This window comes from Olsenella sp. KH3B4 (assembly GCA_900111695.1).
Classification (GTDB): Bacteria; Actinomycetota; Coriobacteriia; order Coriobacteriales; family Atopobiaceae; genus Tractidigestivibacter.
In genome coordinates, this window is the sequence record FOHD01000004.1 from 118,771 (window position 1) to 137,740 (window position 18,970).

Below are 18,970 nucleotides of genomic sequence, written 5' to 3' on the forward strand. Positions count from 1 at the left end.
CGTGTCTGGCCTTCTCGACAGTCGACGATGGGACGTCCTCGACGCGGATCCGCGCGTCGAGGCGTCCCTTGCTGATGCCCTGGGCGTGCCGCGCCTTGTGGCACGCGTGCTTGTGGCCCGCGGTTTCACCAACGCCGAGGAGGCAAAGGCGTTTCTCACGCCCTCGCTCGAGCGCGACTGGGCGGACCCCCTCGTGATTCCAGGCATGGCCGAGGCGGCGGATCGTGTGGAGCGGGCCGTGAGGGCGGGGGAGGACATCGCCGTCTTTGGCGACTTCGACGTCGACGGCATGAGCTCAACCTGCATCCTCGCGCTTGGCCTGCGCGAGCTTGGCGGGCGTGCGCGCGCCTACATCCCGCACCGCTTTGGCGAGGGCTACGGCCTCACGAAGGCTGCCCTCAATCGCGTTCTTGCTGACGGGAAGCCAGACCTCATCGTGACCGTGGACAACGGCATCGCCGCCGAGCACGAGGTCGACTGGCTCCTCGAGCAGGGCATCGACGTGGTGGTGACCGATCACCACGAGCCTGCAGACCTCGTGCCCCATGGCGTTCCCGTGACAGACCCCAAGCTTGCGGCCGATGGCCCCTCGCGCGACCTTGCGGGCGCGGGCGTGGCGCTCAAGCTCCTTGCCGCGCTGGGACAGCGCCTGGGGATGCCGGACGTCTGGCGCTCCTACACCGACGTCGCCGCCCTGGGTACCCTCTCGGATATGATGCAGCTCTCGTCCGAGAACCGCGCCCTGGTCGCCGATGGCATAGAGCGGCTGAGAAGGACGTCGCGTCCCGGACTGGTGGCCCTTGCGGCCTGTGCGGGCCAGGACATCTCCGAGGTCACTGCAGACTCGCTGCCCTTCTCGATCATCCCGCGCCTCAACGCTGCGGGTCGCATGGGCACCACTGACGTAGCCATCGACCTGCTCATGACCAACGATCCCGCCCAGGCGCCGGTTCTTGCGGGCCAGCTTGAGGACATCAACCGCCAGCGCCGCGAGATCGAGTCTGCCCTCACCGAGGAGGCGCTCGCGAAGGTCGCGGCAACCTGGCATGGCGGGCGCGTCATCGTGGTGGGCGGCGAGGGCTGGCACGAGGGCGTCAAGGGCATCGTCGCAAGCCGTATCGTGAACCGCTACCACGTGCCTACCATTCTCTTCACCATCCAGGACGGCATTGCGCGCGGGTCCGGCCGCTCCGTTGGCTCGGTCGACCTGTTCCGCGCCGTCGAGCAGTGCTCGGACCTTCTCGTCCGCTTTGGCGGCCATGCTGGTGCCGTGGGTGTGACCTGCGAGGCCTCGCGCCTCGACGAGTTCCGATCTCGCCTGGAGTCGGTGCTCGACGTCCTGCCCGCCGAGGAGTTCGAGTCGCGTGGCGAGGTCACGGCCGTTGTGCGCCTCTCCGAGCTCAATCTCTCCTCGATCGCCGCGCTCGAGGCGCTGCAACCGTTTGGCCAGGGCAACAAGAAGCCGCTCTTCGCCGTGCGCGGCGTCACCATGAAGAACCGTTCGCGCGTTGGGGCCGATGGTGCCCACCTGCGTTTTCTTGCCACGGACGGCGTCTCGTCCGTGCCGGCGATCATGTTCCGCGTGCCGGACTGCTCGCGTGCCTGCGCCACCGAGAGCGTGGTTGACCTGGTCTTCGAGGCCGTTGACGAGACCTGGCAGGGGCGCACGAAGCCAAAGCTCATGGTCAAGGACATCCTCTACCGCGACGCTGGGGACGAGAAGCCCTCCGGTCCGAGCTTTGTGGACGAGCTCTTTGCTCGCGAGGAGGACGGTGGGGAGAGTGCGGTGATGGCCACTACGGCTGTACCCCGCGCTCCCGAAAGGCCCATCTCAACGACACCTTCGGCCTTGCCCCAGGACTACGACGCCCTCACCGCACGCCTGGTGCACGCCCTCATCGGCGAGAACCCGCTCCTTCCCGCGCAGCACGAGGCGCTCTTGCGCCTGAAGGACGGCCGCTCGACCCTCTGCGTCATGGCAACGGGGCGCGGCAAGTCCCTTGTCTTTCACGTCCACGCCGCGCGCACGGCACTCGTGCGGCACCGTGCCAGCGTCTTTGTGTACCCGCTGCGCGCGCTTGTCGCCGACCAGGCCCACCACCTTGCCGACGAGCTCGCGCCCCTCGGCGTAGGCGTTGCGGTGCTCACCGGCGAAACGCCCTCGGACGAGCGCGCTCGCGTCTACGAGGCGCTTGCTTCCGGCAACGTGGGCATTGTCCTTACCACGCCGGAGTACCTTGCCATCCATGTCGACGACTTCGCGCGCTCCGGTCGCGTTGGCTTCCTCGTGGTGGACGAGGCGCACCACAGCTCGCCTTCCGGCTCGGGGTCGCGTGACGCCTATCGCGACCTGCCCCGCATTCGCGCGGCGCTGGGCGAGCCAACCGTCCTCGCCGTCACGGCCACGGCCTCGCCCGAGGTCGCGCGTGACGTCTGCGACCTCTGCGGCATTGCCGCCCAGGACGTGATCGTCGACCCCTCCGTGCGCGACAACCTCCTCTTGGACGACTGCCGCGGCCTGCGCGACCGCGACTCCGCGCTTGTCTCGATTGTGGCCGAGGGCGAGAAGTGCATTGCCTACGTCAACTCCCGCGCCCGTTCGGTGACGCTTGCGCGGCTCCTCCGCCACCAGGTACCAGAGCTCGCGCCCAGGGTCGCCTTCTACAACGCCGGCCTGCCGCGCGCCGACCGCACCCGCGTCGAGCGGGCGTTCCGCACCGGCGAGCTCTCCTGCATCGTCTCGACCAGTGCCTTTGGCGAGGGCGTGAACATCCCCAACGTGCGCGACGTGGTGCTCTACGACATGCCTCTGGGGCGCGTGGAGTTCAACCAGATGAGTGGCCGAGCGGGCCGAGACGGAAGCAGCGCCTGCGTGCATCTGCTCTTTGGCCAGCGTGACCTTGCTTCCTCTCAGCACATCCTCGACCAGGTGGCGCCCACGCGAGACGAGCTCGCCGCACTCTACCGTGCGTTGCGCGGGGTCTCCAAGAGTGCCGCAAGCGTTGGCCAGGCCTCCTTCTCGGCGCAGGATTCTCAGCTTGCGGCCATGGCTACGGTAAAGGGACGCCCGCTTTCCGAGGGCGCCGTCGCCTGCGGCATCCAGGTCTTCTCCGAGCTGGGCCTGCTCTCGCTTGCGGGCTTTGGCGACGCGCGTCTCATCACCATGGCGAGAAACCCCGGCCACGTCGACCTCGAGGGTTCCGCCCGCTACCTCGAGGGCATTCGCGAGCGCGAAGCGTGCGGCGAGTTTGGCGAATGGGTACTCTCATGTACTGAGGAAGAGTTGCTCTCTGCGATAAACAGGCCCATAGCGCCCGATTTTGGCGTTCGTGTGGGCGAATAGGAGGAGGGACCATGGGCGACGACGGCATGATGGCCGAGAAGGCCCAGGACGCAATGGCTATGGCGCCTGCGGGAGGGGCCAGCGCCTCCGCGCCCATCGATGCGGCATCTGCGATGTCTGTCGCTTCGGCTGAGCACGTCACCACCGCTGCCCCGGCCCCCGCGGCCCCGGCCCCCGCGGCCCCGGCCCCGGCGGCCCCCGCTCCTGCCGCCCCCGCCAAGAAGCCGGTCATCCCCGACGCGGCCAACTTCCGCGTGCTCGAAGAAGCCGCGCGCGCCTATCTCGATGACGAGGAGTGGGCAAAGATCGACCGCGCCTACCACTTTGCGGCCGACTACCATCGTGACCAGCGCCGACGCTCTGGCGAGCCCTATATCAACCATCCCGTCGAGGTGGCCCTCATCCTCTGCAAGGACCTCCACATGGACGAGGACACCATCTGTGCCGCGCTCCTGCACGACACGGTGGAGGACACGCCCGCCACGCTCGCGCAGATTTCCTCGCTCTTTGGCGAGACGGTGGCCGAGCTCGTCGACGGCGTCACCAAGCTCACCTCCATCAAGGTCACCTCGATGGACGAGAAGCAAGCCCTCAACCTGCGCAAGATGTTCCTCGCCATGTCGAAGGACATCCGCGTGGTCATCATCAAGCTTGCCGATCGCCTGCACAACATGCGCACCCTGGCGGCGCTGCCGCCCGACCGCCGCCTCTTCAAGGCGCGCGAGACCATGGACGTCTACGCCCCTCTCGCCGACCGGCTGGGCATCTCGTCCATCAAGTGGGAGCTCGAGGACCTGGCCTTCTTCTGGCTCGAGCCCGAGGAGTACCAGCGCGTGGCCCGCATGGTGCAGGACTCGCGCGCGCAGCGCGAGGACGACACCGAGGCCGCCATCAAGACCCTGGACGACGAGCTCAAGCGCGTGGGCCTCAAGAACTACCAGATAACCGGCCGTCCCAAGCACCTCTGGTCCATCTACCAGAAGATGACCCGCAAGGGCCGGGACTTCTCGGACATCTATGACCTCATCGCGCTGCGCATCATCACGCAGACGGTGGGGGACTGCTACTCGGCGCTCGGTGCGGTCCACACGCTCTGGCACCCCATGCCCGGCCGCTTCAAGGACTACATCGCCACGCCCAAGGCCAACCTCTACCAGTCGCTGCACACCACGGTGGTTGGCCCGGACGGCAAGCCCATCGAGATTCAGATTCGCACGGTCGAGATGCACGAGGCCTCCGAGTACGGTGTCGCTGCCCACTGGCTCTATAAGAAGGCCGGAAACTCGCAGGGCAAGATGTCGGCGGAGGACCGCTCGATCGACTCCACCATCAACTGGATCCGCAGGAGCCTCGACTGGGCCGTCGAGGACGACATCGACGACCCGCACGAGTTCCTGAACAACCTGCGCGTAGACCTCTTTGAGCACGAGATCTTTGTCTTCACGCCAAAAGGCGAGGTCATGAGCCTGCGCCGCGACTCCACGCCGCTCGACTTTGCCTACGCCGTCCATACCGAGGTGGGCAACCACTGCGTGGGTGCCAAGGTCAACGGCTCGGTGGTGCCCCTCACCTACAAGCTCAACATGGGCGACCGCGTGGAGGTTCTCACCAACAAGAACTCCAAGCCCAGCCGCGACTGGATGAACATTGTGGTCACGCCCTCGGCGCGCGCCAAGATCCGCAAGTACTTCTCGGTGGAGACGCGCGCTGACGACGCCGAGCAGGGCAGGAACGAGCTTGCCCACGAACTGCGCCGTCGCGGCTATGGCATCTCGACGCAGCGCACCGTCAAGGCCATCGAGCGCGTGTACCCGCAGTTTGACTACCGCTCGGCCGACGACCTCTTTGCCGGCATTGGCACAGGCAAGGTGTCGGCCAAGCAGGTGGCCAACCGCATCGAGGAGATTCTCGAGGAGGGCTCGCCCGAGCAGCTTGAGGCCGCGCGCAAGGAGGCGGAACGCCAGGCCAAGCGTGAGGAGGCCATCAAGGAGAACAAGCCCCTCATGCAGTCCTATGCCATCACGCAGACTGCCAAGGGCGCCCGCCGCCGCAGCAACTGCGGCGTGGTCGTGAAGGGTGACGCGGATCTTCTCGTCCACCTTGCGCACTGCTGCAACCCCGTTGCCGGCGACGACATCGTGGGCTTTGTGACGCGCGGGCGCGGGGTTTCGGTGCACCGCGCCAACTGCCCCAACGTGCGCGACCTCATGAACCACCCCGAGCGCATGATACCCGTGGAGTGGGACACCTCCGGCGCCACCGAGTTCAGGGTCGAGATCGTGGTCGAGGCGACGGACCGCATGGGGCTGCTCAAGGACATTACCATCGCCATTGGCGACGCGGGCGGAAACATCCTCTCCGCGGCCACCCAGACCGGCAAGCAGGGCATCGCGCGGCTGCGCTTCATTGTGGCCATCTCGGACGCAAGCCTGCTGGACGCGCTGCTCGCCAGCGTCTCCCGCGTGCCGTCCGTCTACGACGCACGCCGCATCATGCCCGGTGAGGGTGCCAACCAGATGAAGCAGCGGGTGTAGCCATGGGGAGCTTCTTTCGCGATGCGGGGTCGTTCGAGGTCTCGCCCGGCGGTGACGTGGTGCGCGTCTTTGTGGTCGGTCCCATTCAGACCAACTGCTACGCCTATGTCTCTGCCGACGAGGTGCTGGTCGTTGACCCCGGTGCCGCTGGTGCGCGCGTAGCCGCGGCGCTTGCTGGCGAGAAGGTCGTGTGCGTGGCGGCAACCCACGGTCACGGCGACCATGTGGGCGGCGTGGCGGCGCTCGTCTCGGCAACGGGTGCGCCGTTTGCGCTTGCGGCGGCAGATGTCGAGATGGCCGAGCATGCCGGCGACCCAGCGTATTCTGGCTCGGGCATTGCCTACGACGACGATGCCCCCGCACCTAAGCGCCTGCTTGCCGAGGGCGACGTGCTAGAGGTGGGAACGGCGCGCTTTCGCGTGATGGAGACGCCCGGGCATACGCCGGGCGGCGTCTGCCTGGTGGGGGAGGGGTCGGCCGAGGGGATTGCCTTTGTCGGCGACACGCTCTTCCCGGGGTCGTGCGGCCGCACGGACCTCGCTGGTGGCGACCCCGCTGCCATGCGGCGGTCACTTGCGCGCATGGGCCGCGAGATTGCGCCTCAGACGGTGCTGCTCTGCGGGCATGGCCCCGCCACCACGATGGCCGAGGAGCTTAGCGGCAACCCCTTCGTGCGCTAGCGTCGCATGCAACTTTTTTGCCCGGCAACGGGATTCCATTGCCGGGCAACTCAATCCCGCAGGCGCGAGGGGGTGGCCGGCGCGGCGTCGAAGCGCCGAAGCCACAGGGCCACTTTTCGCTGCGACTTCGTATGCGCCCGGTCCTCGCCGCCACATCTGGTATAGTTCACAGATGCGTAAAGCGTGCCCGAGTGGCGGAATGGCAGACGCGGAGGTCTCAAAAACCTCTGAGGGAAACCTCGTGTGGGTTCGACCCCCACCTCGGGCACCAGATGCGCTCGGTACCACCGTGCTTCTCGGCGGCGTGTTGTCTCGATGGAGGCGTTCGTCTCGCAAAATGAACGTTGCGTCGGCCGTAACGCTGCGGTACTATGTCCCTTGCGTGAACATGCTAAGCGGGGCTTCTCGCCCCCACCTGAACGGCGCCCACGCGGCAGCTGTCTGGTCAGACAAAGATTTCTCACCACCCAGGCATGGGTGGGCCTTGTCTCCCGGCGGCTGTATGTCATCGGGAGTTATTTTTTATCGCGGCGCCAGGCGTCGCAGAGAGAGGAAGGTGTAGAGAGATAGCCAGGAACGATGGTCCTCGCGTCAACGGGGAAATCACCTCACGCACGTGCCGCCTCATCGGCGTCGACGGCTCGCAGCTGGGCCTGTTTGGCGTGCGTGACGCGCTGCGCATTGCGCAGGAGCAGGGGCTTGACCTCGTGGAGATCGCGCCTAACGCGAACCCTCCGGTGTGCAAGGTGCTCGACTACAGCAAGTACAAGTACGAGCAGGATCGCAAGGCCAAGGCTGCGCGCAAGAATCAGGCGCGCGTCGAGGTCAAGGAGATGAAGTTCCGTCCCAAGATCGACGTGGGCGATTACGAGACCAAGAAGGCCCACGTGATGCGCTTCCTCAAGAAGGGGGCAAAGGTCAAGATCACGATTATGTTCCGCGGTCGTGAGATGGCTCACCCCGAGCAGGGACGCATCGTGCTCGACCGTCTTGCCGAGGATCTCAAGCCCTGGGCCACCGTCGAGCAGCAGCCCCTCATGGAGGGTCGCAACATGCACATGCTCATCGCCCCCATTAAGGGCGCGTTCGATGTGACGCCCGAGGGCGACGAAGACACGAGCGAGAAGAAGGAGAAGTAACATGCCCAAGATGAAGACGCACAAGGGTACGGCAAAGCGCTTCCGTCGCACCGGTACCGGCAAGATTATGCGCGCCAAGGCCTTCAAGAGCCACATCCTGTCCAAGAAGTCCCAGAAGCGCATCCGCAACTTCCGCAAGGAGGCCGAGCTCGCCCCCAGCGACGTGAAGGTTGTCTCCCAGCGCATGGGTTCCAAGTAGGCGCTTCGCGCGTCCCGATTTTCCCTCAACGAGGAGTTGATTAGATATGTCTCGAGTCAAGCGCGCAGTCGCCGGCCGTAAGAAGCGTCAGACCCTGGTCGAGCGTACCAAGGGCTATTACGGAACTTCCTCCCGCACCTTCCGTGGCATGAAGGAGCAGGCCCAGCACTCCGGCCAGTACCAGTACCGTGACCGTCGCAACAAGAAGCGTGACTTCCGCAGCCTGTGGATTCAGCGCATCAACGCTGCGGCCCGCATGAACGACCTCTCCTACAGCACCTTCATGCACGGCCTTAAGCTCGCCGGTGTCGAGCTGGACCGCAAGGTCCTCGCCGAGATCGCCTACAGCGACGAGAAGGCCTTCGCCGATCTTGCAGCCGTTGCCAAGAAGGCTCTTGCTGACGCGGAGTAGCGCAGCAGTCGATAGATAGCGTCACCTATGGCGGCATCGGGTTTCCCGGTGCCGCTTTTTTCGGATGGGATTTTCCTGCCGGGGAATGGAATCCCATTGCCGGGGAATGGAATCCCGTTGCCGGGGAACTCAATCCCGCCGAGGCTATTCGTGCTTCTCGGCGGAGTCTTTGTCCTTGCTCTCGGGCCGTATGCCGAGAAGTTCTTCGCGTCGCTCCTCGCGCTTCTCACGGGCCTTCTCGGCCTCCTCGGCAAAGGCCGGGTCATCTGGGCCCACAAGCTCGTCGTCTCCGGTATGGGGGTCCTTGTGGTGGCGCAGGACGGGCTCGAAAAGGTGTAGGTGGTTGGCAAACGCTCCGGATACAGCCAGAAGCACGAGGAAAATGCAGATGCGCGGAATCGTGGTGACCTGTGTCATGACAAGCGCGCCGCCACAGAGGAGCGCGGTCCACGCGTATACCACAAGCACCGCCTGCTTCTGGTCAAAGCCCTCGGCAAGCAGGCGGTGGTGGATGTGTCCACGATCCGCTCGTCCCACGCTCACGTGTGCGCGCGTGCGCCGCACAATCGCGGAAAACGTGTCGATGATGGGGATCCCCGCAATCACCAGCGGCACGATTATCGTGGTGAGACCTGCGATTCTCGTCACCGAGAGAAGCGAAATGGTGCCCAGTGCAAACCCCAGCGTCAGCGAGCCGGAGTCCCCCATGAAGATGCTTGCGGGGTGGAAGTTGTAATGGAGAAAGCCCAGCGTCGAGCCAGCGATGGCGCACGCAAGCGCCGCGGCGTCCAAACGGCCGGCCCAGATCGAGAGCACAAACGTGGTCACGCTCGCGATGCATGAGATGCCTGCGGCGAGGCCATCCAGCCCGTCAATCAGGTTGATGATGTTCACGTAGGCAACAAGGTAGACAATGGTCACGGGGTAGGTGAGCCAGCCCAGCTCGATGAACTCGCCGGGCTCGAAGGGGTTGGCAATCACGCCAATGACAAGGCCACCCAAAGCGGCAACGGTGGCCGCGAGTATTTGGCCGGCAAGCTTTGCCTTTGGGGTGAGGGTGTACTTGTCGTCAAGCAGCCCCGTTACAAAGATGATGACAAAGGCGAGCACCAGCATCCAGTAATTAACCGAGAGCCGCGGGGACGGCACGAGAACCACCGGCCAGCCAAAGAATGTGGTGCCGATGTACTGGACCACAAACGCCGCAACGATGCCCGCGAAGATTGCGATGCCGCCCATGCGGGGCGTAGGCGTCTTGTTGACGCGCCGCTTGCTGGGGTAGTCGACCGCCCCAACGCGGATGGCGATTTTTCGTGCAAGGGGCGTTACGGCTAGCGCGCAGGCGAGAGATGCGGCAAACAGGCAGAGAAACGATAGCCAATACCTGGGCACCGTCTGACACCTCCCCCTCGTTGTCGCCTTTTCCTAGCGAGACATAATACACAGAAACGTGGGAAAACGTGCTGGTAAGCGGTTCTCAGCGTAAAGACGAGAAGAGCCGCACGGCGATTTACCTGCGGCTCGTTTGAGTGCCAATTGCATACTGCACACATAGTGCCCAACACATCCATTGTGTGACCACCGCTCACGATGTCAAGACTAGCGTTGGGGTGTGTGTTCGCCTACATTGGATGTGTCGTCCCCCTGCGGTACAAACTGGGTGAACCGACAAGCGTTACTAGGGAGTCCGACATTTCGTCCTGGAAGGGGATCCTCCGTTGTTGGGGAAGCCGGAACGGACGGTGAGGACACCCACCTTATGAAGGTGGGTTCATAATCGTATCCGCAGGGGGCGACTTTTTTGTCTCGGCGCTGCTCGCGGCGCTGCGCGCCGCAGTCTCGGGGGAGAACCTCGCTCCGGTGCCGCTTTGACGCCGTTTTGGCGCCACAGGGCGCGTCCCCGCCGCAATCTCGTACGTAACCCCCGCTGCGGCACCTTTGCGCCCCTCTCTGTGACGCTCTTTCGCAAATCCCGCACATTGTCGTTGACACGGACCCGGCAAATTGCGACAATGGCTCCCGCGCATGTGCGCCTGGGGATGTAGCTCAGCTGGGAGAGCGCTGCCTTCGCAAGGCAGAGGCCGAGGGTTCGAATCCCTTCATCTCCACCATGGAATCTGTGGGGCCCGGGCACAAAGCTTGGGCCCTTTTCTTATCTTGTCTCCAAGCCCGATGGGAGCATGGCAGGGATGGAAGGTCTTCTCGCCAAGCTGGACGCATCCTCCTACGATGCCTGCACGCTGTGCCCGCGCCGCTGCGGCGCCGCGCGATCCCAGGGCAAGGCCGGCATCTGCGGCGCCACCTCAACGCCGCGCGTCGCGAGGGCCGCGCTCCACTTCTGGGAGGAGCCGTCCATCTCGGGCGAGACAGGCTCGGGTGCCATCTTCTTCACGGGCTGCCCCCTCCGCTGCCGCTTCTGCCAGAACCACCAGATCTCGCAGGAGGGCTTTGGGCTTGCCGTCTCTACCTCCCGCATCGCCGAGATGATGCTCGAGCTTCAGTCCCAGGGCGCGCTCAACATCAACCTCGTGACACCGCTGCACTTTGCTCCCACGGTTCGCGAGGCGGTGCTTCTCGCCCGGGAGCATGGCCTTGCCATCCCCACGGTCTGCAACACCTCCGGCTACGAGCTGCCCGAGGTCGTTCGCGCGATGTCCGATGTCATCGACATCTGGCTGACCGACTTCAAGTACGCAAGCCCTGCGCTTGCAGGCTCCCTCTCGGCCGCGCGCGACTACCCCAGCGTTGCCGCAGCGGCGCTGGAAGAGATGATCTCCTCCGTGAGCGCGGCAGGCGGCCGGCTGGTGGGGGAGGACGGCGCCATGAAGCGCGGCGTCATCGTGCGGCACCTGGTGCTTCCCGGCCACGTGGACGATTCCTGCGCGGTTCTCGACCGCGTGTGGGACACCTGCGGCAACGCCGCCGACCTCTCGGTCATGAACCAGTACACGCCCAACGACACCTGTCGCAAGGCCGGCGGCGACCTTGCGCGCGCGGTGACGGACGAGGAGTACGAGATTGTCCTGTGCCACGCGGACGACCTTGGCTTCGAGAACATCTGGTGGCAGGAGGGCGGAACCGTCTCCGAGAGCTTCGTGCCTGCCTTTGACGCTACGGGGGTCGAGGGACCGGAGCTTCCCGGGTTCCAGGAAACGGCCTCACCGCTGACCAGCGGCCCCAAAGGGGTATAGACTCAGCATCTGTAGGCAATCGCGCGCACATCGCGCGCCCACTATGGAGGTTCCATGCCAGAGAACACGCCGCTCTCCGACGAGGAGAGGTCAGAGCTCGAGAGGCTTCGCGCCGAGAAGGCCGCCCGCGAGGAGGCCCAGGCCGCTGCCCGCGAGCGCGCGGAGCTCGAGCGCCTGAAGGCCGAGAAAGTAGCTAGCGAGAAGGACGCCGCTGAGCAGCGGCGCATTGCCGAGGCGCGCGAGAAGGGCCGTCAACTCATGGAGCCCGATGACGACGACCTGCGCATGCCAAAAGGCCAGAAGATCGTCATAGCCGCGGTTGTCGTCGTAGCCGTGGTGTGGCTTCTCGCCATGGCACTCGGATAAGGCATACAGCAGGAAGGCGCCCGGCGCGGGAGAAGTCTCGCGGCGGGCGTTCCAATACGGGAGGAAGAATCAGCCATGTCGCTCACGGACCGCACCAAGCCAACCGACGTCTCGCTTAACACCGATCTCTACGAGCTCACGATGGCCCAGGGCTTCTGGGAGTCTGGCCTTGTGGACACGCAGGCAACGTTCAACGCCTTCTTCCGCGAGAATCCCTTCGGCGGCGGCTATGCCATCGCCTGCGGCATGGGCCAGATTCCCGACCTCGTCGAGAACTTCGTCTTCGACGACGAGGACATAGAGTATCTCGCCAGCATCCCCGCACCCGGCGGCGGCTCTATGTTCAAGCCGGCATTCCTCGAGTACCTGCGCAACCACCACCTCGACCTCACGATTCACGCCGTGCCCGAGGGCGACGTGGTCTTCCCGCGTGAGCCCATGGTGCGCGTCCAAGGTCCGCTCATCGACTGCCAGCTCATCGAGACGGCCCTGCTCAACCTTGTGAACTTCCAGACCCTCGTGGCGACAAAGACCTCGCGCGTGGTGCGCGCGGCCGAGGGGCACCCCGTGTCTGACTTTGGCCTGAGGCGCGCCCAGGGACCCGACGGTGGCCTCGCCGTTGCCCGCGCCTCCTACATTGCCGGCGCGAGTTCCACCTCCAACCTGCTCGCGGGCAAGATTTACGGCATCCCCGTCTTTGGCACCCACGCCCACTCCTGGGTCATGGCGTTTCCCACCGAGCTTGACGCCTTCCGTGCCTTCGCCAAGTCGAGCCCCAAGAACTGCGTGCTGCTCCTGGACACCTACGACGTCCACCAGGGAATCAAGAACGCAATTATCGTCGCCAAGGAGATGGAAGCGGCGGGCGAGCGCCTGGCTGCCATCCGCATCGACTCCGGCGACCTTGCCAAGCTCACCAAGGAGACCCGCAAGGCCTTCGATGACGCGGGCCTGCCCTACGTCAAGATCTCTGCCTCGAACGACTTGGACGAGTACACCATCCAGTCGCTCTATGCCCAGGGTGCTCCCATCGACTCGTTTGGCGTGGGCACCAAGCTCGCCACCTGCGATCCCCAGCCCTCGCTTGGCGGCGTCTACAAGCTCTCGGCCGTCCGCGACTCGGCGGACGCCCCGTGGAACCCTGTGATCAAGCTCTCCGAGCAGGCCTACAAGCGCACGATCCCCGGCGTCCAGCACGTCCTGCGCTTCCTCGACGACGACCACTGCCCCGTGGGTGACATGATTCTCGACGACACCTACGTGCGCGGCGAGGCTGCGGCCGCCACGAGCATGGAGGACATTCTCGATCCCTTCTCGTCCTACGCCCTCTCCGGCACGCCGCGCGAGCTTCTCACCTGCTACGTCGAGCATGGCAAGCGCATGGGCGCACCGGTGGACATCGAGGAGTCCCGCTCGCGCTGCCACAACGCGCTCATGCATCTCGACCCGGCAATCACCCGCTTCCTCAACCCGCAGGCCTACCCGGTGGGACTTGAGCAGGGCCTTGCCGCGCTTCGTCGTGACCTCGCGGCAGAGGAGCGAAGCGGCTCGTCGCGCGTGAGGCTCTAGCTCATCCGCACCTCGGCGTCTGCCAACGCCTCTGCTACACTGCTGCACACGGAAGCGCGCCAGGGGGCGCGCAGGTACTACGGAAGGACGGGGCACATGCCCGAGAAGATTGAGGAGCTTGTCAGGAAGGCCGTCGCGGACGCACAGGAGGCGGGCGACCTGCCCTCCTTCGAGGTTGGGGACCTTGGTCTCGAGCGCCCCGCGGATGCAAGCAACGGTGACTGGACTACCACGCTCGCCCTGCGCTCCGCTCGTCTCGCCCACATGGCGCCCCGTGCCATCGCGCAGGCCATCGTGAGCCACATGGAGAAGGACCCCGGCATTTCCAAGGTCGAGGTCGCTGGTCCCGGCTTCGTGAACTTCTATCTCTCGGCCGCGGCAAACAACGAGGTCTTCCGCACGGTGCGCGAGCAGGGGCACGACTTTGGCCGCTCCAACATTGGCGCCGGCGAGAAGGTCCAGGTCGAGTTTGTCTCCGCCAACCCCGTGGGCCCGCTCCACATCGGTCACGGCCGCTGGGCTGCCCTCGGTGACTCGCTCTGCCGCGTGATGGAGCACGCGGGCTACAACGTAGAGCGCGAGTACTACATCAACGACCACGGCAGCCAGATGGACGTCTTTGGCAGCTCCGTTGCCGAGCGCTACCTGCAGCTTGCCCAGGTGGTCTCGGAGCGTGGGTGCTCGCTCGACGAGGCGGTGCAGGTGCTTCTCGACGACCGCAAGGCCTTCGTGGCAGACGAGCAGGACGCGCACCCCGAGCTTCACCCCTACATGGACGCCTTCAACAAGAACCTCGGCGGCAACGCCTACGGCGGTGACTACATCATCGATGTGGCCCGCTACTTCATGGAGGCGGACGGTACCCGTTGGGTCGACGCGGATGCCCAGGAGCGCATGCTCGAGTTCCGCGAGCGCGGCTACAAGCTCATGCTCGACTCGATCCGCAACACGCTCGACGAGTCCCGCTGCCACTTTGACGTGTGGTTCTCCGAGCGCTCACTCTACGAGAAGGGCGAGGACGGGACCTCAGCCGTCGACCGTGCCCTCGCGCGCCTGGACGAGATGGGCTACCTCTACCGCGACAAGGACGGCGCGCTGTGGTTCCGCTCCACCGCGCTCGGCGACGACAAGGACCGCGTGCTCATCAAGACCAACGGCGAGTACACCTACTTCGCCTCCGACGTGGCGTACCACTGGAACAAGTTCCAGCGCGTCGACCACGTGATCGACATCTGGGGCGCCGACCACCACGGCTACATCCAGCGCGTGGAGTCCGCCTGCGCCGCGCTTGGCTACCCCGGCAAGCTTGAGGTCCTTCTCGGCCAGCTCGTAAACCTGCTGCGCGACGGCGTGCCGGTGCGCATGTCCAAGCGCAAGGGCACCATGATTCCCTTCAAGGAGCTTATGGACGAGGTTGGCGTGGATGCCACGCGCTACACGCTCATCTCCAAGTCGAGCAACCAGATGATTGACTTCGACATCGAGAAGGTCAAGAAGCAGGACAACACCAACCCCGTCTACTACGTGCAGTACGCGCACGCGCGCATCTGCTCGATTCTGCGCAAGGGCGCGGGAGTGACGGCCGAGGAGGCCGAGAAGCTCGGCATGGACGAGGTCGCCAGGCGTGCGGTGGGCGAGAAGTACGACCTCTCGCTGCTCACCGATCCCACCGAGGCGACGCTCGCGCGCAAGATCTCTGAGTTCCCCGCGCTTGTTGAGGGCTGTGCGCGTGACCGTGCCCCCTTCCGCCTCACGCACTACGCCGAGGAGCTGGCGGGAGACTTCCACTCCTTCTACACGGTGTGCCAGGTGCTTCCCAGCAAGGGGCGCCCGGTGGACGAGGGGCTCTCGAAGGCTCGCCTCGCCGCCGTGGACGCCACGCGCAGGGTGCTCGCGCTTACGCTCGAATTCTGCGGGGTTCACGCGCCGCAGAGCATGTAGTGTCCAAGCCTCCCTCTTTTGTGTGGATGCCCCGGCAGCAAATAGCACGTATATGCTGTTGTTTCGGCACGGGATACACATTAAGATATACTTGTTCTTTAAAGAGGGCCGCGGGTTAGCATCGGGTGTGCGTTGCCTGGCACTACTACGTCGTCCCATACGTTCGGGTGCGGCTAGAGACAGAGGTGGGCCTTGTGGACCTGCGCGAGTACATGTCGGTACGCAGAGCGTACAACCTCGTGCGTCAGTCACAGCCTGCGCGTGACAGACTCACGTTCGAGGAGTTTGCAGTTCTTTGCCGTCTGCAGGTGGCAGGTGAGCCGCTGAAGACCTCGGCCATTGCCGAGTACCAGGGAGCGCTCCGGCCCACCATGACCCATCGCACCAATCACCTGGAGGAGCTGGGCCTCATCTCCCGTGGGGAGGGCGGCAGGGATCGTCGCAATGTCGTGTGCGCCGTCACGCCAAAGGGCGCTCTCCATGTCGAGGAGCTCTCCTCGCTCACCTGCAAGGAGATCCTGCCCGGTCAGCCTCTCTCTCGTACGCAGCCCGAGCGCATCGTCAAGTACGTCGATGCCATGGGGTCGGTCTTTGCCAAGGCGGGAGACCTTGTACTTCTCGCCATGTACCTCGAAGATTCCGGTCCGGTCACCATCACGGGTCTCGTGGACGAGCTGGGGCTGTTGCAGCCCACGGTCTCGATGTCTGTCTCGTCCCTTGTGGCAGAAGGCCTCATTGGGCGCGGGCCATCGCGGGCGTCTGGGCTATCGCTCACGCCTCAGGGCTCTGTGCGCGCCTCGGAGGTTGCCGCGCGCATTGGCGAGATCGTCGTGAAGCGCCGTCCCAGGGGACAGAGGCAGGCGGAGCCCGAGCAGGTAGCCGAGCAAGCAGGGGAGTAGCTCCGCTGCGGCATGGTTCCTCTGAGCCTGATTTTCGCCTTGACGTGCACGTTCGTGCAGGTCGTGCTATAGTGACGCAGACGCAGCGCCATGTGAGCACGCCTGTGCGCATGAATACGCGTTGAAACCCTCCCTGCATGTGATGAGCGGCGTATTTGCAGCCGTTACAGAGCCGTGCCAAGAGGGCACATCGATCACCGGCCTCTACGAAGCCCATCAATTGCTTAATTTGCACGACGGCATGGCGCGCCCTGCGCCCCGCGTGAGAGTGAAAGGTTAAATCAGCATGACAGACGAGACACCCTCGGATTCTATGGGCGCTACCCCGGCGAAGGCACCTGAGGAGGCTCCAAAGCCCCGTCGCCGGAGGCGTACGCGTGCCGAGATCGAGGCGGAGAAGCTCGCCAAGGCAGCATCTGCCGAGTCTGCGTCGGCCAATGGCCAACCCACCGCAGATGAGGAGCCCAAACCTCGGCGCCGTCGTACTTCTCGGAAGAAAGTGGAGGAATCCGCTGCGGCGCAGGGAGAGCTTCCCCTTGGTGGTGAGACAGCGCCTGTAGAGGCTTCCGCGGCCACCGATGGCTCGCCTGACGAGGCGCCCAAGCCCCGTCGACGTCGCCGTACGCGCGCCCAGATCGAAGCTGACGAGAAGGCCAAGGCGGCGGCAGCAGCAGAGGGGGTGGCTCCCAGCGCGGCCGAGTCCGCTGCCTCCGAGCCGCCAGAGCCCTCCTCGGGCGAGCAGTCGACGCCCAAGCCCCGTCGCCGTCGCCGTACGCGCGCCCAGATTGAGGCAGACGAGCGTGCCCAAGCGGAGGCGGCGGAGCGTGGGCAGGCCGTCCCCGAGCAGCCCGAACACCGGCCTTCAGAGTCAGCCGAGCACGATGAGCATGACCATTCGAGCTTCGCGGAGATGACGCGCGTGACGCAGGAGGCCACGCAAGCCAGCTCGGTTCCCGCCCCCATGCCCGCCACGACCCTCGCCGAGGCCGATCGCGCTGACGAGCAGCAGGGCCACTTCCAGAGGCAGCCTCGCGAGCATGGCCAGCGTGGCGAGCAGCAAGGTCAGCAGCAGGGGAGGCGCCGGCGCGTTAGCTACAACAACTCCGGCAACAACCGCTTCAACAATGGCAACGGGGGAGACGGGAACGGCTTCAACCGTCGCAACCAGCAGAACCACAAGCAGCACAACCGCCACAACGGCCAGCAGGTCCAAACCCAGCCCTCGCTCACCCGTGACGAGCTGCAGACCATGAAGGTGGCAGACCTTCGCGCAAAGGCCGCCGAGCTTGGCGTCGAGTACGTGGGTGTCCACAAGTCCGACCTCGTCGAATCCGTATACCGTGCCGCAGCCGCGGCCGAGGGGTTCCGTCCCGTCGATGGCATTCTCGAGATTGGCAATGCCGGTGCAGGCTGGGTGCGCACCGGCAACTACATGAAGGGTGACAACGACGCATACGTGAGCCAGCAGCTCATTCGCAACTACGCGCTGCGTCCGGGCGACCACATTGAGGGAACCGTTGGTCCCGCCCGCACCAACACCAAGTATCCCGTCCAGTATCCGCCCCTTATAGCCATTGCGCACGTGAACGGTCGCGACCCCGAAGCCATGAAGAATCGTCCGCGCTTCCGCGACCTCACCCCCATCTATCCCAACGAGCGCCTGGTCATGGAACACGGGAAGGACTCCATCACCGGACGTGCCATCGACCTTGTCGCCCCTATTGGCAAGGGGCAGCGCGGCCTTATCGTGAGCCCGCCCAAGGCCGGCAAGACTACGGTTCTCAAGAAGATCTGCCAGTCCATTGCTGCAAACAACCCCGAGGTGCACCTCGTCTGCCTGCTTGTGGACGAGCGCCCCGAGGAGGTTACCGACATGCAGCGTTCCATTCACGGCGAGGTTGTGGCCTCGACCTTCGACATGCCGGCGGACAACCACACTGCCGTGTCCGAGCTGGTCATCGAGCATGCAAAGAGGCTTGTGGAGCTTGGCGAGGACGTCGTGGTGGTTCTCGACTCCATCACGCGCCTGGCACGTGCCTACAACCTCGCTCAGCCCGCGAGCGGCCGCATCCTCTCCGGTGGCGTTGATTCCGCTGCGCTGTATCCGCCCAAGAAGTTCCTGGGCGCTGCCCGCAACATCGAGAACGGCGGGTCGCTCACCATCATCGCCTCCGCGCTTGTGGATACCGGCTCGAAGATGGACGAAGTCATCTTCGAGGAGTTCAAGGGCACGGGCAACATGGAGCTCAAGCTCGACCGCGAGCTTGCCGACAAGCGCATCTTCCCTGCAATCGACCCGGTTTCCTCGGGCACGCGCAACGAGGACCTGCTCCTGCCGGCCGAGATCACGCCGTTCGTGTGGGGAATCCGCCGCGTTCTCGCAAATATGAACAATACCGAGAGGGCTGCATCCGCGCTGGTCAAGGGCCTGAAGGCAACCAATTCCAACGAGGAGTTCCTCATTCGCTCTGCCAAGAAGGCCGCGCAGAACGAATACGTGATGTAGGTCTCGTCGCTGGCTTTTGCGCGTTGGGAAGTTGCGGAAGTTCGCCCTCCGGCGCCGTTCTGGCGTCGGAGGGACAGTTCTAAGCAGCAACCCCGTACAAAACCCCAGCTACGGCGCCGTCCTGGCGCCGCAAGGCGCATTCCCGCAGCGACGCCGTACGAAACCCCCGCTGCGGCGTCAATGCGCCGCAA

13 protein-coding genes, 2 tRNA genes and 1 other RNA gene are annotated in these 18,970 nt (G+C 65.0%); 15 read left to right on the forward strand and 1 reads right to left on the reverse strand.

From position 1 onward, the window contains the following. Window position 1: 1 nt before the first annotated feature. From recJ to rplT, 7 genes are all read left to right on the forward strand, one after another. The gene (gene recJ, locus BMX94_RS05130; RefSeq protein ID WP_091004466.1) at window positions 2–3,343 is read left to right on the forward strand and encodes a single-stranded-DNA-specific exonuclease RecJ; all 3,342 of its coding nucleotides are present in this window, start codon (window positions 2–4) and stop codon (window positions 3,341–3,343) included. Window positions 3,344–3,354: 11 nt separating this feature from the next. Beyond that, window positions 3,355–5,877, forward strand: coding sequence for a RelA/SpoT family protein (locus BMX94_RS05135; protein ID WP_286160030.1), 2,523 nt, complete (start codon window positions 3,355–3,357; stop codon window positions 5,875–5,877). A 2-nt stretch (window positions 5,878–5,879) separates the two neighbouring features. Further along, a complete protein-coding gene (locus tag BMX94_RS05140) occupies window positions 5,880–6,557 on the forward strand; it encodes an MBL fold metallo-hydrolase (protein WP_091004468.1) in 678 nt (225 codons plus the stop codon). A 185-nt stretch (window positions 6,558–6,742) separates the two neighbouring features. After that, window positions 6,743–6,828: transfer RNA gene (locus tag BMX94_RS05145), tRNA-Leu, on the forward strand. A 295-nt stretch (window positions 6,829–7,123) separates the two neighbouring features. Then, window positions 7,124–7,696 carry a translation initiation factor IF-3 gene (gene infC / locus BMX94_RS05150; protein WP_177242216.1) on the forward strand — a complete coding sequence of 191 codons (573 nt, stop codon included), beginning with the start codon at window positions 7,124–7,126 and terminating at the stop codon, window positions 7,694–7,696. A gap of 1 nt (window position 7,697) precedes the next feature. Further along, window positions 7,698–7,895 carry a 50S ribosomal protein L35 gene (gene rpmI, locus BMX94_RS05155; protein ID WP_032111610.1) on the forward strand — a complete coding sequence of 66 codons (198 nt, stop codon included), beginning with the start codon at window positions 7,698–7,700 and terminating at the stop codon, window positions 7,893–7,895. Window positions 7,896–7,941: 46 nt separating this feature from the next. After that, entirely contained in the window at window positions 7,942–8,307 is a 366-nt protein-coding gene (gene rplT, locus BMX94_RS05160) for a 50S ribosomal protein L20 (protein ID WP_091004471.1), read from the forward strand. Window positions 8,308–8,451: 144 nt separating this feature from the next. On the opposite strand, the gene BMX94_RS05165 is transcribed toward rplT, so the two are convergent. Next, window positions 8,452–9,699 (reverse strand): glycosyltransferase family 4 protein, encoded by a 1,248-nt coding sequence (locus tag BMX94_RS05165; RefSeq protein ID WP_091004473.1) that lies wholly within the window; start codon window positions 9,697–9,699, stop codon window positions 8,452–8,454. Between the two features lie 246 nt (window positions 9,700–9,945). Between BMX94_RS05165 and ssrS the strand changes: the two genes are divergently transcribed. From ssrS to rho, 8 genes are all read left to right on the forward strand, one after another. Then, window positions 9,946–10,103: non-coding RNA, 6S RNA (gene ssrS / locus BMX94_RS10900), on the forward strand. Between the two features lie 239 nt (window positions 10,104–10,342). Continuing rightward, a tRNA-Ala gene (locus BMX94_RS05170) sits at window positions 10,343–10,418 on the forward strand. Between the two features lie 69 nt (window positions 10,419–10,487). After that, on the forward strand, window positions 10,488–11,498 hold the full coding sequence (locus tag BMX94_RS05175; protein ID WP_286160031.1) for a radical SAM protein: 1,011 nt from the start codon (window positions 10,488–10,490) through the stop codon (window positions 11,496–11,498). Window positions 11,499–11,552: 54 nt separating this feature from the next. Then, window positions 11,553–11,864 (forward strand): hypothetical protein, encoded by a 312-nt coding sequence (locus tag BMX94_RS05180; protein ID WP_091004478.1) that lies wholly within the window; start codon window positions 11,553–11,555, stop codon window positions 11,862–11,864. 75 nt (window positions 11,865–11,939) lie between these two features. Continuing rightward, window positions 11,940–13,433 (forward strand): nicotinate phosphoribosyltransferase, encoded by a 1,494-nt coding sequence (locus BMX94_RS05185; RefSeq protein WP_091004480.1) that lies wholly within the window; start codon window positions 11,940–11,942, stop codon window positions 13,431–13,433. Window positions 13,434–13,529: 96 nt separating this feature from the next. Continuing rightward, entirely contained in the window at window positions 13,530–15,374 is a 1,845-nt protein-coding gene (gene argS, locus BMX94_RS05190; protein ID WP_091004482.1) for an arginine--tRNA ligase, read from the forward strand. Between the two features lie 185 nt (window positions 15,375–15,559). Next, window positions 15,560–16,273, forward strand: a complete 714-nt coding sequence (locus BMX94_RS05195) for a MarR family transcriptional regulator (RefSeq protein WP_286160032.1) — start codon at window positions 15,560–15,562, stop codon at window positions 16,271–16,273. A gap of 286 nt (window positions 16,274–16,559) precedes the next feature. Next, window positions 16,560–18,779 carry a transcription termination factor Rho gene (rho, locus tag BMX94_RS05200; protein ID WP_286160033.1) on the forward strand — a complete coding sequence of 740 codons (2,220 nt, stop codon included), beginning with the start codon at window positions 16,560–16,562 and terminating at the stop codon, window positions 18,777–18,779. Window positions 18,780–18,970: the final 191 nt, after the last annotated feature.